Below are 14,956 nucleotides of genomic sequence, written 5' to 3' on the forward strand. Positions count from 1 at the left end.
AAGGTGGCACCCCGCGCGGCGTGGTGGTTCAGTCCAGATCGCGTCCTTCGACCAGAACCCCATAGAGCGTGGTCAGGATCGACAGGCCCAGCGCAAAGTTGAACCAGTTGATGAGAATGAAAAGCACAAGCCCGAAGATCCCCGCTCCGCTGACTGAATCCCCCAGTTGGCTGATGAGCGAGGTGAAAATGCCCAGTAGGATGAAATGCCAGAAATAGCCCCGTGTCGCGTCCAGCGCACCGCGAATGGTCAGGGGCTTATCAATCGCCGCGGCAGGCAGGATCAGCGACATGCGAAAGACCATGACGACGAGAACGATCATGACGATTGCAAAGAGGATACCGCCAATGACGGCACCCGGCCCGAGGAAGGACGACATGTACAGGATCAGCCCCGCAGGGATGAGCAGCCCAATGAAGACCAAACCGATCCGGAGACTGGCCATAAAATAGCTCCAGATCAACCGACCGTTCACCGCCGGCATGAAACCCTCGGGCTGTTCCGCCAACAACCCGTACCGATGCCATGCCACGGCCGCCCAAAAGAACGCCAGCATCACGATGAGCGTCGCCGCCAGGATGGCAAGCCACATGCGCCCGGTCATACCAGCGTTCTCCAAGCTTGCTCCAAAAAACGCCTGAATTTCGGGGCCCGCGATCAGGTACCCTGCGCCAAAGGCCAGTATCATGCCAAGAAAGTAGGGAATGAACGTGATCCGGACACTGGTCCAGAAATCGTGAAAGATCATCTTTGCGGCATGAACAAGGACATTGAATGCGAACATATGGGGTCTGTCTCCGTAACGGTTTCAGACAGAATATACCCGCACGCTGAACCGAACAGCACAGGATGTGCGCAGAAATCGAATTGAGCCGCCGTGACGCCAAAGTGCAACAGCTATCTGCGCCGGGTTCTGCGGTTAGGTCCTCACTCAGGGTGGTCTGTCCCCTGCGCCACGACATGTCCGTTCAGGGCGCGCCCCTCTGCCAGAATCCAGTAGAGCGTCGTCAGGATCGACAGGTTCATCGCAAGATGGAACCAGTTGACAAGCACCATCAGGGCAAAGCCGAACACGCCCGGCGAAATCATGTGATCCGAAAGGTAATCGATCAGGCCACCGGCAAAGACAAGCGTCGCAAATGTCCAGAAATGTCCGGCAGTCGCGGTCCACGCCGCGTGACTCCCGAAAGGTGCATCCAGCGCCACCGCAGGCAAGACAAGGGCAAACCGCAAGACAACCGCAGCCAGCGCAACCACCGACATGATCAGCAAAAGAACACCAAGGCCTTCGTTGAACTCGATCGAGACGGCCAGCCCAATGAGCACGCCAACAGGCAGCATCAGCAGCAGCAGCGCCAGCAACAACAACCGGATGGACGCCCTTACGTAAGCCAGCGTCAGGGTGGCCCGGATCGGCGGGAAAACTGTCTTGGGCCGTTCGTCCAACAGGACGAAACGATGCCACCCGACACCGGCCCAGCAGAGGGTAAAAAGAACAACCGGAAAGCCCAGAAAAAAGGCGGTGAAAAACGATCCGTCAAAACGCTCGATGTTCAACCGCAGCCGGATCACGTTTTCAAAGGGTATACCCAGCACGAAAACGGCGATCCCGACAAGCAGCGCCACACCTATCAGGAACGGTATCCCCGTCAGCCGGATCGTTGCCCAGACATCATCGAACAGTGCCTTGAAAGCGTGAATGATGATCTCAACTGCAAACACGAATATACCCCAGAACTGACGTAAGGGTAACGCGGGCCGCAAAACGGGTTCAATCGGGCCATGGAACGGGGGATCGGATTCGCGCGAAGGTGAAACACCGATGCAACACCGCAACCCATACGTGCATCCGGTTTAGCCGACGTGAAACAGGGTTGAAAACAGTTTTGGATCCAGGTTTTGCGCTGCGAATGTCTCACCTTCGACCAGAACCGACACGGCATCATGGCTGTGCAGGCTTTCCTGGTGACTGGCGATGATACGGAAATCACCGATGCGGTGATCCGCGTGGAGCTGTTCACAGAACAGGCGCGCGGCATCCTCGACAAAAATCGGGTTGGCGGCGTTCAGCTCGGCAAAGGCCTGTTCGTCCTCGCGCTTGACCATCACCTGGGTTTCGGTCGGCACAGCGTGCCGGCAAGCATCGATCAGGTCTTCGAACCAAAGACATTGTGCGTCCGATTCCAACTGAACCGAAATCCGCGCAACCGATCGTTGCGAATGCGGCGTCGCCAACTGACCGCGCGATGCGCGCGCATGCTCGCTCAGTTCCAGGGAACAGGGACAGGTCGAGGAATAGACATAATCGAGGTGCATGATCTTCTGGCGCACCCCGTCGGTTTCGGCCAGTTCCAGCGCGATGTCGTAATACTGATATCCTGACAGACCCGACCGCAGGCTTTGAACCTTCATCGGGAAGGAAAACCGCATCTGGATACGGGCGTCAAAGCTCTCAAGATCGGCCTTGTAATCGTCTAGCGCCGCCTCGATCACCTCAAAGCTAAAGGTTTTTTCGGAATGCGCATAGAAACTGCGCATGATGCGGGACATGTTGATGCCCTTCTTGTCGGCCTCAAGGCTGACGGTGCCGGTGACGGAAGTTTCCAGCATCAGATCGCCATTGTCGCGGGTGTGAAAGTTCACCGGCAGGCGAAAGTTGGAAATGCCGACGTGCTGGATAAGCCGTTTGGCCCCACGGATCAGGCTGGACGGGCCATTCTGCAAATCAGGCAGAGAGTTCTTGTATCCCTCATCAACGCGGAAATCATGCGGATAGTCCCGCGAATAGGCCGGGTATTCGTTGGGGATCGACCCCGGGATCAGACGGGCCAGTGCCGGGTCCAATGCCGTCAACTCCGCCTGCGATGCGGTTTTGGCCCAAGTCCGCAGCACGTCAAGCGCGGCCTCGGCATCGGTCTTGTCCGGCGTATTTTCCGGTGGCGGAGTGTGAATGTTCATTGATTTACCCTCGACGTCCATATGAATATGTAATCTTTGAGTCAGCATTTTTCCACTGCTTAAAGATTGTACGGCGCCAAACCGTCGTCGGATCACAGAAATATGGAGTATGCCGGGCCGCCAAAGATTGGGGACGCGCCCGATTTCAGCCCAAGGCGCCCGATGGGGCCAGCCACCCAGAGCAGTGTCCCGCTCCGGGCCCGGTCAATTTATGGCTGACCTGCAACCGCCAGCGCCTGCTTGATATCGGCGAGCAGATCACCGGCATCTTCCAGCCCGACCGACAGGCGCACAAGGCCCGGCGCGATGCCAAGTGTCTTTTTCTGCGCGTCTGACAGACGCTGGTGGGTCGTCGTGGCCGGATGGGTGATGATCGATTTGGCATCGCCCAGGTTATTCGAGATCAGGATGATCTTGAGCGCATTCAAAAACGCAAAAGCCGCCTGCTGGCCGCCTTTCAGGTCAAGCGACAGAACCGTGCCGCCCTTGCCCATCTGGCGCGCGCACAGATCGTGTTGCGCATGTCCCGCAAGCCCGGGATAGATCACCCGATTCAACCCGTCGTGCTGTTCCAGCGCGGTTGCGATGGACTGGGCACTGTCTGCCTGCGCATTGACGCGCAACTGCATGGTTTCCAGACCCTTGAGCATGATCCACGCGTTAAACGGGCTCATCGAACCGCCGGTGTGCTTCATGTAGGGTTCAACGGTTTTGCGGATGAATTCGCGGCTGCCCAGGATGACACCGCCCAGCGCCCGGCCCTGCCCGTCGATATGCTTGGTCGCCGAATAGACCACCACATCGGCCCCCTGCGCGATGGCATCGGAAAAGACCGGTGTCGCAAAGACATTGTCGATGATGACTTTTGCGCCGACCGCATGGGCCAGATCGGCGACGGCGGCAATGTCGATCACCTCAAGCGTAGGGTTGGAGACGGATTCAAAGAACACCGCTTTCGTCGCGGGGCGGATGGCGGCGCGCCACTGATCCAGATCGGTGCCATCGATGAATGTCACCTCGACCCCATAGCGCGTGAGCACCTCTTCGAGGATATAGAGGCAGGAGCCGAACAGCGCCCGGGCCGACACGACATGATCGCCCGCCTTCAGCATCGAGGTCAGCGCGCCATTGACCGCCGCCATGCCGCTGGCAGTGGCAAAGGCATCTTCGGCCCCTTCCAGCGCGGCGATACGCTCTTCGAACATGCGCACGGTCGGGTTGCCATAGCGGGCATAGATGAACTCGTCCTCGCCCGTCTGGATGAACCGCGCCTCGGCGGCTTCGGCCGTGTCATAGACAAAGCCCTGCGTCAGGAAAATGGCTTCGCTCACCTCGCCATACTGGCTGCGGCGGGTGCCACCGTGCACGGCGGTGGTGCGTTTGTTCCAGCTATCGCTCATATCGTCCTCCGGCCCGTATTTCAGGGCGCAACAAAAAACCCCAGACGCGGTCAAGCGAAAGGGGCCTTTCATCCTGACCTTTTAGCGGTGTGTTTATCGTGGCCCGCAATCCGGTAACAAATCGCCACGTCTTCTGAGGCTGCATTTACCTGCGCCACCGCTGTCGCGTCAACCTTGGAAATACGACCGGTAGTCACGGGGTGTAGCACATCCCGCGATGCCCCCGCCCTTGCCCAGCCTGTAAAAATCTTCATGATCCGCGTCACAACCAGAGGTGCGCGACATGACCAAGACAATCGATCTCTATTTCTGGCCCACGCCGAACGGGTGGAAAATCTCGATCGCACTGGAAGAGATGGGGCTGGCCTATGGCACCCACCTTGTGAACATCGCCAAGGGCGAACAGTTCAACCCCGACTTTCTGAAAATCGCGCCTAACAACCGAATGCCGGCAATTGTCGATCCCGAAGGCCCCGATGGCGCACCGATTTCCATTTTTGAATCCGGAGCGATCCTGCAATACCTCGCACGCAAGACAGGCCGGTTCTATGGCGCGACTGAACGCGAGCGGATCATCGTGGATCAATGGCTGATGTGGCAGATGGGCGGCGTCGGCCCGATGGCGGGTCAGGCGCATCATTTCATCAAATATGCCCCGATGATGGACCCGCCCCAGGACCTGCCTTATCCCAAGGACCGCTATCGCGGCGAAGTCGCGCGGCTTTATGGCGTGCTCGACAGGCAACTGCGGATAACGAATTCGTGGCAGGCGACTATTCTATCGCCGATATGGCGATCTGGCCCTGGGCAAGCCTGTGGAAAGGCCAGCAACAGATGCTTGGGGACAAACCGAACCTGGCACGCTGGCTGGACACGGTTGGCGCGCGCCCGGCGGTCAAGGCGGGTCGCGCCCTGGCGGCGGAACTGCGCAGCGATCTGCAGAAGGACAAGACCGCGCAGGACTTACTGTTCAAGCAGAAAGTCTAAGGCCGGTCAGGTGCCCTCTTAGTCCCCGTGCAGGGGCAGGGTCAGTACCAGAACGATCTCATAGAACACATGCAGGGCCAGGGGCGCCAGGGCCAGCATGACAATCCGCCCATCCAAGGGCACATGGGCGGCGATCAGCGACTCGTTCAGAACCAGCAGCGTAAAGGCGACCAGCGCGTAAAGCTTGAGCAGGTGGCGGCGCACGACCATGGGGCAGATATCCTGTTCATCCGGCGCAAAGTGGTTCAGCACGTCCTCGTCCCCGGCGATGCCCAGAGCCATGACCAGCACATAAAGCGCACAGGCCCCTGACAGGATGCGTTGCGACACGATCGGATCGGCCAGCCATATCTGCACCAGCGCAAGGGCCGCGGCACCACCGATTCCCCAGAACATGGCTGGTGTCGCGGTTCCCGTGGACGGGCCATGCGCGCCGACGCTCGCAGGCAAGTTGCGCCACATCAGGTACGTTTCGGCAACGACCAGGGACAGGACAAACGCCATGGGGTCAGGAATGTCAGAAAACGAAGGCACCTGCCGCAGTGCCGTCCATACGGATATCAGAACAAGCGCAGGTAACAGCCGACCCGCAGGTACAGGCCGCATATTCCGCAGCAATATCCAAAATAATATCCAATAACGTTTGATCATGCCCGCACCCTGCCCGCGAATCCGGGTGGAAATCGGGCGGATTGTGGCAATTCACGGGGCACAGGGCCTTTGCGCCCTGTTTTGGACCGTCAGGCGTTGTCGGGCGGGTCGATCATATGGCTTTGCAGCGCCACGATCTGCCACCACAGGAACGCAAACAGCGCAACCGGAAAGCCGAAGGTCTCGATCTTGACCCAAAGATCCGTGGACATGTTGCGCCAGACCAGTTCATTGGCGACGGCCAGACCTGCGAACCCGAAACACAGCCGCCGGGTCAGGATCATCCACCCTTCGCGGCGCATCGGGATCATTTCTTCCATTACATAGGCCAGATAGGATTTGCCCTGCAAAAGGCCGATGCCGAGTATCCCCGCAAAGGCACTGTAAACGATCGAGGTTTTCATCTTGAAAAACCGCTCGTCATTGAACCAGGCGGTCAGCGCGCCAAAAAAGATCACCATGAAGGCGGTAAAAACCTGCATCCTGCTCAGCTTTCCGGTGAGGTGCCACAGGATACCCATCGCCACCAGCATGATCGGAACAAAGATCACGGTCGATACGATGAAGCCCGAATAATCGGTGCCCGCAATGGTATAGACGTTGTCACGGATGCGCTGGTAGATCAGGAAAAACAGAATGGGCGGACCCAGTTCCAGCACCTGTTTCACAACGACGTTGACGTCTTTTTTCTGCTCGCTCATGTGGGCTCCTATCCTCCCATCTCAACTATCACAGCGCCCAGCGCAATCAATGCCATCAATGCAATGCGGCGCGGCCCGACCGTTTCCTTCAGCACCAGCCACCCGATCAGCGCGGCAAATACCGTCGATGTCTCGCGCAGCACCGCCGCCTCGCCCACCTTGTCCAGCCGGGTGGCCATCATGACCGACCCAAAGCTGAAAAACGCCACGACCCCGCCGATCATCCCCCGTTTCATCAGGGGCCAGACCTCCGGCCGGTCCGCCATGTTGCGCCAGCGCAGATAGGCCAGCGGCGGCATGAACAGCCCGTCGATCATGAAGAACCACGCCAGAAACGTGAAGGGATTGGCCGTCGCACGTATGCCATAAGCGTCATATGTGGTGTAAAGCGCCACAAACAACCCGGTCAGCACCGCCAGCCCCAGCGCCAGGTTCAATGTGTCGCGGGCGCTTTCCAAGTAAGCCAAGTTGTAGGCCGCCAGCCCGAAGATACCCGCCAGCAGCACGGCAACGCCGAGCCACTGGGCCACCGTGAACGTTTCCTGAAACAATAGATAGGCGCCGATCACAGTGAACAGCGGCCCCATTCCGCGCACCACCGGATAGACAACCGTATAGGCCCCCTTGGTATAGGCCTGCGCCTGCAACAGCTTGTAACCCACGTGAATCACGAAAGCCCCGGCAAAAATGGGCCACATGTGCGGTTCCGGCCAGGGCACCACGAACAGGGCAAAGGGGGCCGCCATCACCCCATAGGAAAAATCGATCGCCCCGCGCGACAGCCAAGGATCGTGCCGCCCCTTTTGGAGGGCGCCGAACACCGCATGCAGGAAGGCCGCCAACAGGGCCAGCGCGAGGGCCAGCTGGTGCCCAGCCTGCGTTCCTTCCAGCGAGACAAGCCAGTTGCTCATGCCCTGCCCCGCGAGGCATGAACCAGGATGCACCACTGTGCGTTGCCCCTTTTCAAGACGGGAGAAGAGCTTTTCATTTGGGATATTTTCATCGACGAACTGACCGGATCGTTTTCACGTGTGTCGACGGGGGCGCGGCTGATGGCGGCGCTTATCGTGGTCGCGGTGTTTGCCGTGATAAAACAGATCAAAGCGCACATCAGCCAACGGGAATGATCCGCCATGCGCGCGGGGTTTCACGCATCTACGTCCAGCCCGGTCAGTGCGGCGGCAAATTCCTCGGGGTCGAAGGGGGCCAGATCGTCGATCTGTTCGCCCACGCCGATGGCATGAATCGGCAGACCGAACTTGTCAGCCAGCGCAACCAGAACACCACCCTTGGCCGTTCCGTCCAGCTTGGTCATGACAATGCCGGATACGTCCGAGATCTTGCGGAAGATTTCAACCTGGCTCAGCGCATTCTGACCCGTGGTGGCGTCCAGAACCAGCAAGGTGTTGTGCGGCGCGGTTTCGTCCTTCTTGCGGATAACGCGAACGATCTTGGCCAGTTCCTCCATCAGGTCGGCCCGGTTCTGCAAGCGCCCGGCAGTGTCGATCATCAAAAGATCGGCCCCGTCTTCCTGCGCCTTGGTCATCGCATCAAAGGCGAGGCTGGCCGGATCGGACCCTTCGGGCGCGGTCAGCACCGGCACCCCGGCCCGGTCGCCCCAGACCTGAAGCTGTTCGACAGCGGCGGCGCGGAACGTGTCGCCCGCCGCGATCACCACTTTTTTTCCGGCGGCCTTGAACTGGCTGGCCAGCTTGCCGATGGTCGTGGTCTTGCCCGACCCGTTCACGCCCACCACCAGAACGACCTGAGGGCGCTTGGGATAGATCGGCATCGGTTTGGCCACGGGTTCCATGATCCGGGTGATTTCGCTGGCCAGAAGCTGCTTGATCTCATCGACGGACAGTTTCTTGCCAAACCGTCCCTCGGCCATGTTCGCCGTGACACGCAGCGCGGTATCCACACCCATGTCGGCGGTGATCAGCAACTCTTCGAGCTGCTCCAGCATGTCATCGTCCAGCGTGCGGCGTACAACCGTCTTGGGCTGGGCCCGTTTCAGCAGGCGGCCCAGGAACCCCGGCTTGTTGCCGGTGGTTTCCGGCGGATCGGTGGGCATCGGGGCTTCGGCCGGGGTTGGGTCGGGGTAGAATGTTGGCGATTGCGGCAATTCCATCGGCCCCGGGGTCGGGTCAACCTCGGGGGTTGGCAGCGGCTCGGGCGTGGGTTCCGGCGTCGGGGCCGGTTCGGGGGCCGGGTGCGGATCGGGCACCGGCACGACCTCGGGCTCGGGCTCGGGGATCGGCGTTGGCTCGGGCGTCGGCGCAGGCTCGGGGACCGGTTCGGGCGCCGGTTCCGGTACGCGCTGGGGTTCGGGCTCGGGCTCGGGGATCGGCTGCGGCTCGGGCGTAGGGGCCGGTTCGGGGGCCGGGGCCGGTTCGGGTGCGGGTTCTGGTTCCGGGGCAGGTTCAACCGGTTCGGCAACCGCCTCGATCTCGACGACCTCTTCCTCGCCGCCATCCTCGACAATCGCATCCAGCCCTTCCTCGATCTTCGAGGAGGATTTGAACAACCGATCCTTGAGCTTTTTGAAAAACGCCATTCTCGACTCCGCTGGTGTTATTCATCACCTAATGCGGATTGGCCGGGTTTAAAAGCCTTGCGAGAAGGCGAAAAAGAACCCCGCCTGTGCGCCCCAGTAGAGCACCCAGATGACATAAGGGGTAAACCGCAGGAAGGAATGGGCCGGGGGCAGCAGGAATTTCTCGCTTGCCAGCACCAGATCCGAGATAATGAAGGACACCGCCGCGGGCATCACCCAGACCAGCGGCCCCTTGCCCGGCAGGGTCAGCGCGGCAAAGCCCATGCCCAGGATGATCGGCACATATCCCAGAACCGGGCCGCGCAGATCCCCGGCGCGGCGGGCCAGAACCGGGGCCATCACCACGCCAAGAACTGCCAGTGCAATCGCGATATAAAGGGCGGGCGTCTCAATCAGCCGCGCCCAATCGCTGGATGCCTGGAACAGGAATAACACGATATAGGCCACGTGCCCGGCGGCAAAGGCCCCGACCCCGGCCATGAAGGCCCCGTCGCCATCGCGCGACAACAGCCAGTCGCCCAGCGCACAGAGCGCCAGCGCCACACCCGAAAGAGGGGCCCCTGCCAAAAACGCCCCAACGGCCAGCGCCGCCACTGACAGGGTTTTCAGAACCGACCGGACCAGCCCCACGGGCCGCGCCGCCAGCGGCAGATAGGCCAGCGCGGCAAGGGCGGCGATGATGAAGGGAGCGCTCATAGCTCGTCCGGGAAATGTTTCATGGTCAGGCGGATCGGGTTCGGCGCGGCCTGACCCAGGCCACAGATGCTGGCATCGGCCATGGCGGTGCACAATTCCTCAAGCAGCGGCTGATCCCATTGATCCGCCTGCATCAGCTTGACCGCTTTTTCACAGCCCACCCGGCAAGGCGTACATTGGCCACAGCTTTCGTCCTCGAAAAACCGCAGCATGTTCAGCGCGGCGGCCCGGGCGCTGTCCTGATCGGACAGGACCACAACGGCGGCCGACCCGATGAAAGTGCCCAGCGGTTGCAGCGTATCGAAATCCAGCGGCACATCGTTGATCGACGCCGGCAACAACCCGGACGACGGGCCACCCGGCTGATACGCCTTGAATGTGTGCCCCTCGGCCATACCGCCACAGGCCTCGATCACCTCGGTAATCGTGGAGCCAGCGGGCAGCAGATGCACACCGGGGTTTTTCACCCGTCCGGACACGGAATAGCTGCGCAGCCCCTTGCGGCCTTTATGTTCGACATTGCTTAGAATTTCGGGACCTTCGCGGCAGACGCGCGCCACCCAATGCAGGGTTTCCACGTTATGAACCAGCGTCGGTGCATTGAATATCCCGACCTGCGCCACGAAAGGCGGGCGGTGACGCGGCATGCCGCGCTTGCCTTCGATGCTCTCGATCATCGCGCTTTCTTCGCCGCAGATATAGGCCCCGGCGCCCCGGCGCAGGTCGATGTAGTCCGGTCCGATGATGCCCGCACTTTCCAGTGCGGCGATTTCGCGGCGCAGAATTTCCAGAACCGCCGGATATTCATCGCGCATATAGATGTAACAGGTGTCGGCCTCGACCGCCCAAGCGGCGATCAGCATTCCCTCTAGGAAAACATGGGGTTCACGCTCAAGGTAATAGCGGTCCTTGAAGGTGCCCGGCTCGCCCTCGTCGCCATTGACAGCCAGATAGCGGGGGCCTTCATTGGCCCGCACAAAGCCCCATTTCTTGCCACTGGGGAACCCCGCGCCGCCCAGCCCCCGCAGACCCGAGGACAGGATTTTTTCCTGCACCTCTTCCCAATCGCCATTCACGCGCAGATCCAACAGCGTTTCGTACCCGCCAAGGGTGCGATAGGCCGCAAGCGCCTGATAGTCGGGGATGTGAGCGTGCGTGTCATCCGCAGCAATGGCCGCCTGCACCTTTTCAGGTGTGGCGTGGTCGATGTGGTTGTGCCCGATTTCAAGAACCGGCGCAGTATCGCACCGCCCCATGCACGGCGCGCGCAACACGCGCACCTGCGAGCGGTCCAGCCCCTGCTCCAACGCTGATTTCAACGCTTGCGCCCCGGCCATTTCACAGCTGAGAGAGTCGCAGACCCGGATGGTCAGCGCGGGCGGCGGGGTTTCGCCCTCTTTCACCACGTCGAAATGGGCGTAAAACGTCGCCACCTCGTAAATCTCGGCCATGGACAGGCGCATTTCCTCGGCCAGCGCCCGCAGGTGCGCGGCAGAGAGATGGCCATATTCATCCTGGATCAGATGCAGGTGTTCGATCAAGAGATCGCGGCGGCGCGGCGCATCGCCCAACAAGGCGCGCACCTGGTCCCATGCGGCATCGTCCAACTGCCGGCCCTTGGGCGTGTGACGCCCCTTGCCCTTGCCCGATTTCCACACACCTTTGCGTTCGTCCAGCGCCATTTGCTGCGTTCCTTCCTGCGTTGTGCCCCGTCTATAGCGCGCCCCGAAACCGTGAGGGGAACCAAAAGCGACATGGCAAAGCGGCTTTGCGTTGCTATTTCTTTCCGATAGGTGACGGCGTGCTGTCTATTTGACACCACATGTGCGTCATCGGAATGTAACCTCAATGTCCGGCTGACAGGGTCGTCAGGCGGGACGCGCAATGCAATGGGAACTTTGGTATGCTCTGGTTTGCCCTGGCCAGCCTTTCACCCGTCGTCGTTCTGACGGCCGCCTGCCTGTTGGGCGGGGCATGGGGGTTTGTCGCCTGGGCTTTTGTCACTGTTTTCGTGTTGGCCATCGACCGGCTGACGCGGGTGCGCCTTCCCATGCGCGAGGACGACGCAACGCTGCGTGCCGGGCGGGTCCTGTCGACCGCCTTGGCGGTGGTGCATTTCCCTTTGCTGGCTCTAGGTGTCTGGGCCCTGTCGGGGCACGCGGCGCTGGGGCCTGTGCAGGGCGTGGCGCTGGGGCTGGGGCTGGGGACCTATTTCGGGCAGGTCTCCAATTCCAACGCGCATGAGCTGATCCATTCTGCCGCAAGATGGCCGCGCCGTTTGGGCATTGCCGTCTTCTCATCGCTTCTGTTTGGCCATCACGCGTCGGCCCACCCGCTGGTACATCATGTCTGGGTAGCCAGCGACCAGGACCCGAATTCGGCGCGCAAGGGCGAAAGTTTCTACCGGTTCTGGCCGCGCGCCTGGATTGGATCGTTTCGCGCCGGGCTGGCGGCCGAAAACCGGCGCCGTCAGGCGACCGGGCGGGCATGGCTGTCCCATCCCTATCTGGCCTATGGGCTGGGTTCGGCCCTGTCCGTCGTCCTTGCCGGGATCATCGGTGGATGGCGCGGTGTGCTGGTCCTGATCGCGCTGGCGGTCTTTGCCCAGATGCAGCTGATGGTATCCGACTATATCCAGCATTATGGCCTGCGCCGGCGGATCGGCCCTAACGGGCGGCCCGAACCGGTCGGCCCGCAACATTCCTGGAACGCCGCGCCGTGGTATTCGGTCGCCATGATGCTGAACGCCCCGCTCCATTCGGACCATCACGCCCACCCCGCCCGTCCCTTTCCAGCGCTCCGGCTGGACCGCGACACCATGCCGATGCTGCCCTATTCTTTTCCACTGATGGGGGCGATTGCCATGGTCCCGTCACTGTGGCGGCGGATTATGGACCGCCGCGTGGCGCGCTGGTGCCCGGCAACTGGCGCAGACGGGACCGATCTGTCAGACTCAACCCATGTTGCGATCAATCCTGATTCTTCTGACCCTGACGGCATCGCCCCTCTTCGCGCAAACTCCGATGGGGGCTGAGGCGTTTGACTCCTACACCCGCGGAAAGACCCTGTTTTACGGTGACAACGGCCAGACCTATGGTGTGGAGCGTTATCTCGATGACCGCCGCGTGATCTGGTCGTTTCTGGATGGCAAATGCAAGAACGGCGTCTGGTACGAGGATCAGGGCCAGATCTGTTTCCTGTACGAAGACCGCACGGACCCGCAATGCTGGACCTTTTTCCAGACACCGGGTGGATTGGTCGCGCAGTTTGAAAACGACCCCCGGTCGACCGAATTGTATGAGGCCGAGGACATCGGCGAAGAGATGATCTGCTATGGTCCAGACGTCGGGGTTTGATCCGGCGTCAGAACAGCGTTCCCTGATCAGGACCTTTTTTCGCCTTCGGGGCTGATTTCGCCGGCTTGGTGGCGGTTTTTCCGCCCACGGTCACCCGCCCATCCGAGAACTGGATTTCCAGAACCGGCGCTTTTCCGGCAGCCTTGGCCGTGGTGACCAGATCGCCATCGGCCCGCACCACCGCATATCCGCGTTCTAGCGTCGCCTGATAGCCAAGGGTCGACAGCATCCGGTCCGCCGACGTCAGCCGGGCGTTCAACCGCTGCATCTGGGTCTGCCCCGCCACCGCCAGACGACGGCTGAGCGCGGCAAATGCGTCCTGTCGGCGCTGCAACTGGACCTTCACCTGTTGCGGCTGCAACCGAACCACGCGGGACTGGAACGCATCGCGGCGCGTGGCCAGCCCCCGGCGCAGTGCCGGGGCAAGGCGCGCGGCCTGTTTCTCAAGTCCGGACCGTTCGGTCGCGATCATCCGGCGCAGGGTCGCGGGGCGCAAACTGCCCGAGGTTTCGGACAGGCGCAGGCGGCGGCGCTGCACGCCCTGCCCCAAGGCCGCTGGCAGGTTTTCCGACGCCCGGTCCAGCCTTTGGCGCGCGTTTTCCAACAGGCTGTCGCCCTTGGGCAAAGCCCGGGCCAGATCAGCCAAACGCTGACGGCGCTGCGTCACCATCACATTGGCCGACCGGATCAGCCGCGCGCCTTGACCATCGACCCAGGCCAGCAACTCCATCCGAACCGGCACCGCCAGTTCGGCCCCCGCCGTCGGGGTCGGTGCCCGCTGATCCGACACGAAATCGATCAGCGTGGTATCGGTTTCATGCCCGACCGCCGAAATCAGCGGAATTTGCGAGGCCGCCGCCGCGCGGGCGACGATTTCCTCGTTAAAGCCCCACAGATCCTCGACCGACCCGCCACCGCGCGCCACGATGATCAGATCGGGCCGGGGCAGCGCCCCACCGGCGCTTAGCGCATTGAACCCTTCGATGGCGCGGGCCACTTCGGGGGCGCAATTGGCCCCCTGCACGGCCACCGGCCAGATCAGAACCTTGCGCGGAAATCGGTCGCGCAGCCGGTGCAGGATGTCCCGGATCACCGCACCCGAGGGCGAGGTAATCACCCCGATGATATCGGGCAGATACGGCAGGGGTTTCTTGCGGGTCGCATCAAACAGCCCCTCGGCGGCCAACTGTTTCTTGCGCTTTTCCAGGAGGGCCATCAGCGCCCCCTGCCCGGCGACCGCCACCTCATCGACATTCAGGTTGTATTTCGACTGCGCCCCGAATGCAGTCAGCCGCCCGGTGACGACAACCTCCAGCCCCTCTTCGGGCACCACCGAGAGATTCGCCACCTGCCCTTTCCACGTGGTGCAGGCCAGAACGTTCCGGTCATCCTTGACGTCATAATAAAGATGCCCCGAGCGCGCCTTGAACACGCGCCCGACCTCACCCTTGACCCGGATCCGGCCAAATTCATTCTCAAGCGTGCGTTTTACCGCACCCGAGATTTCGGACACGGTAAATTCGGGCATGTTCTGCCCCGGGGTCGGGTCATCGAGAAGATCGGACATTTGGGTGCCTTGTTTCGCCTGTCCGCACAGCTTAGAACGCCGCCAGACCGAGGCCAAGTGCAGACAGAACGGAGATTGCGCCC

At 61.3% G+C, this 14,956-nt stretch carries 14 protein-coding genes, 1 pseudogene and 1 riboswitch; of the genes and pseudogenes, 4 read left to right on the forward strand and 11 right to left on the reverse strand.

The genetic code is table 11. From position 1 onward, the window contains the following. Positions 1-28: 28 nt before the first annotated feature. The 4 genes from ACXYMO_RS05525 to metZ form a co-directional block, all read right to left on the reverse strand. The gene (locus tag ACXYMO_RS05525; protein WP_458877653.1) at positions 29-784 is read right to left on the reverse strand and encodes a hypothetical protein; all 756 of its coding nucleotides are present in this window, start codon (positions 782-784) and stop codon (positions 29-31) included. A 143-nt stretch (positions 785-927) separates the two neighbouring features. After that, positions 928-1,722 (reverse strand): hypothetical protein, encoded by a 795-nt coding sequence (locus tag ACXYMO_RS05530; protein WP_458877654.1) that lies wholly within the window; start codon positions 1,720-1,722, stop codon positions 928-930. A 132-nt stretch (positions 1,723-1,854) separates the two neighbouring features. Continuing rightward, positions 1,855-2,958, reverse strand: a complete 1,104-nt coding sequence (folE2, locus tag ACXYMO_RS05535) for a GTP cyclohydrolase FolE2 (RefSeq protein WP_458877655.1) — start codon at positions 2,956-2,958, stop codon at positions 1,855-1,857. Between the two features lie 209 nt (positions 2,959-3,167). Then, the gene (metZ, locus tag ACXYMO_RS05540) at positions 3,168-4,358 is read right to left on the reverse strand and encodes an O-succinylhomoserine sulfhydrylase (RefSeq protein ID WP_458877656.1); all 1,191 of its coding nucleotides are present in this window, start codon (positions 4,356-4,358) and stop codon (positions 3,168-3,170) included. A 61-nt stretch (positions 4,359-4,419) separates the two neighbouring features. Then, positions 4,420-4,496, reverse strand: a riboswitch (SAM riboswitch). A 145-nt stretch (positions 4,497-4,641) separates the two neighbouring features. Here metZ and ACXYMO_RS05545 point away from each other — a divergent pair. Beyond that, positions 4,642-5,345, forward strand: a pseudogene (locus tag ACXYMO_RS05545) (glutathione S-transferase N-terminal domain-containing protein). A gap of 18 nt (positions 5,346-5,363) precedes the next feature. On the opposite strand, the gene ACXYMO_RS05550 reads toward ACXYMO_RS05545, so the two are convergent. The 3 genes from ACXYMO_RS05550 to ACXYMO_RS05560 all read right to left on the reverse strand — a co-directional run bounded on the left by ACXYMO_RS05550 (position 5,364) and on the right by ACXYMO_RS05560 (position 7,608). Next, the gene (locus tag ACXYMO_RS05550) at positions 5,364-5,849 is read right to left on the reverse strand and encodes a hypothetical protein (protein WP_458877657.1); all 486 of its coding nucleotides are present in this window, start codon (positions 5,847-5,849) and stop codon (positions 5,364-5,366) included. A gap of 236 nt (positions 5,850-6,085) precedes the next feature. Continuing rightward, positions 6,086-6,697 carry an inner membrane-spanning protein YciB gene (locus ACXYMO_RS05555; protein WP_458877658.1) on the reverse strand — a complete coding sequence of 204 codons (612 nt, stop codon included), beginning with the start codon at positions 6,695-6,697 and terminating at the stop codon, positions 6,086-6,088. A gap of 8 nt (positions 6,698-6,705) precedes the next feature. Further along, positions 6,706-7,608 (reverse strand): EamA family transporter, encoded by a 903-nt coding sequence (locus tag ACXYMO_RS05560; protein ID WP_458877659.1) that lies wholly within the window; start codon positions 7,606-7,608, stop codon positions 6,706-6,708. Positions 7,609-7,650: 42 nt separating this feature from the next. On the opposite strand from ACXYMO_RS05560, the gene ACXYMO_RS05565 reads away from it, so the two are divergent. Further along, positions 7,651-7,824, forward strand: a complete 174-nt coding sequence (locus tag ACXYMO_RS05565; RefSeq protein WP_458877660.1) for a hypothetical protein — start codon at positions 7,651-7,653, stop codon at positions 7,822-7,824. 20 nt (positions 7,825-7,844) lie between these two features. Here ACXYMO_RS05565 and ftsY read toward each other — a convergent pair whose 3' ends face one another. The 3 genes from ftsY to ACXYMO_RS05580 are packed head-to-tail and all read right to left on the reverse strand — an operon-like array spanning position 7,845 to position 11,632. Beyond that, positions 7,845-9,254, reverse strand: a complete 1,410-nt coding sequence (ftsY, locus tag ACXYMO_RS05570) for a signal recognition particle-docking protein FtsY (protein WP_458877661.1) — start codon at positions 9,252-9,254, stop codon at positions 7,845-7,847. A gap of 48 nt (positions 9,255-9,302) precedes the next feature. Further along, positions 9,303-9,950, reverse strand: a complete 648-nt coding sequence (locus ACXYMO_RS05575) for a lysoplasmalogenase (RefSeq protein ID WP_458877662.1) — start codon at positions 9,948-9,950, stop codon at positions 9,303-9,305. Beyond that, the gene (locus ACXYMO_RS05580) at positions 9,947-11,632 is read right to left on the reverse strand and encodes an NAD(P)H-dependent oxidoreductase subunit E (protein WP_458877663.1); all 1,686 of its coding nucleotides are present in this window, start codon (positions 11,630-11,632) and stop codon (positions 9,947-9,949) included. Before ACXYMO_RS05580 ends, ACXYMO_RS05575 begins: the two co-directional genes overlap by 4 nt. A gap of 221 nt (positions 11,633-11,853) precedes the next feature. On the opposite strand from ACXYMO_RS05580, the gene ACXYMO_RS05585 reads away from it, so the two are divergent. Together ACXYMO_RS05585 and ACXYMO_RS05590 are read left to right on the forward strand one after the other, a co-directional pair. Next, the gene (locus tag ACXYMO_RS05585; protein WP_458877664.1) at positions 11,854-12,984 is read left to right on the forward strand and encodes an alkane 1-monooxygenase; all 1,131 of its coding nucleotides are present in this window, start codon (positions 11,854-11,856) and stop codon (positions 12,982-12,984) included. Beyond that, positions 12,974-13,306: a hypothetical protein gene (locus ACXYMO_RS05590; protein WP_458877665.1), complete on the forward strand. Its 333-nt coding sequence runs from the start codon at positions 12,974-12,976 to the stop codon at positions 13,304-13,306. Before ACXYMO_RS05585 ends, ACXYMO_RS05590 begins: the two co-directional genes overlap by 11 nt. 7 nt (positions 13,307-13,313) lie before the next feature. On the opposite strand, the gene xseA is transcribed toward ACXYMO_RS05590, so the two are convergent. Beyond that, on the reverse strand, positions 13,314-14,873 hold the full coding sequence (gene xseA, locus ACXYMO_RS05595) for an exodeoxyribonuclease VII large subunit (RefSeq protein ID WP_458877666.1): 1,560 nt from the start codon (positions 14,871-14,873) through the stop codon (positions 13,314-13,316). Positions 14,874-14,956 lie beyond the last annotated feature (83 nt).

It is taken from the genome of Arenibacterium sp. CAU 1754, assembly GCF_054482635.1.

Bases quoted from the DNA above. Each gene is read 5' to 3' on its own strand.
- ACXYMO_RS05525 (WP_458877653.1), bottom strand. From the start codon at position 784: ATGTTCGCATTCAATGTCCTTGTTCATGCCGCAAAGATGATCTTTCAC.
- folE2 (WP_458877655.1), bottom strand. From the start codon at position 2,958: ATGAACATTCACACTCCGCCACCGGAAAATACGCCGGACAAGACCGAT.
- metZ (WP_458877656.1), bottom strand. From the start codon at position 4,358: ATGAGCGATAGCTGGAACAAACGCACCACCGCCGTGCACGGTGGCACC.
- ACXYMO_RS05550 (WP_458877657.1), bottom strand. From the start codon at position 5,849: ATGGCGTTTGTCCTGTCCCTGGTCGTTGCCGAAACGTACCTGATGTGG.
- ACXYMO_RS05555 (WP_458877658.1), bottom strand. From the start codon at position 6,697: ATGAGCGAGCAGAAAAAAGACGTCAACGTCGTTGTGAAACAGGTGCTG.
- ACXYMO_RS05560 (WP_458877659.1), bottom strand. From the start codon at position 7,608: ATGAGCAACTGGCTTGTCTCGCTGGAAGGAACGCAGGCTGGGCACCAG.
- ftsY (WP_458877661.1), bottom strand. From the start codon at position 9,254: ATGGCGTTTTTCAAAAAGCTCAAGGATCGGTTGTTCAAATCCTCCTCG.
- ACXYMO_RS05575 (WP_458877662.1), bottom strand. From the start codon at position 9,950: ATGAGCGCTCCCTTCATCATCGCCGCCCTTGCCGCGCTGGCCTATCTG.
- ACXYMO_RS05580 (WP_458877663.1), bottom strand. From the start codon at position 11,632: ATGGCGCTGGACGAACGCAAAGGTGTGTGGAAATCGGGCAAGGGCAAG.
- ACXYMO_RS05585 (WP_458877664.1), top strand. From the start codon at position 11,854: ATGCTCTGGTTTGCCCTGGCCAGCCTTTCACCCGTCGTCGTTCTGACG.
- ACXYMO_RS05590 (WP_458877665.1), top strand. From the start codon at position 12,974: ATGGGGGCTGAGGCGTTTGACTCCTACACCCGCGGAAAGACCCTGTTT.
- xseA (WP_458877666.1), bottom strand. From the start codon at position 14,873: ATGTCCGATCTTCTCGATGACCCGACCCCGGGGCAGAACATGCCCGAA.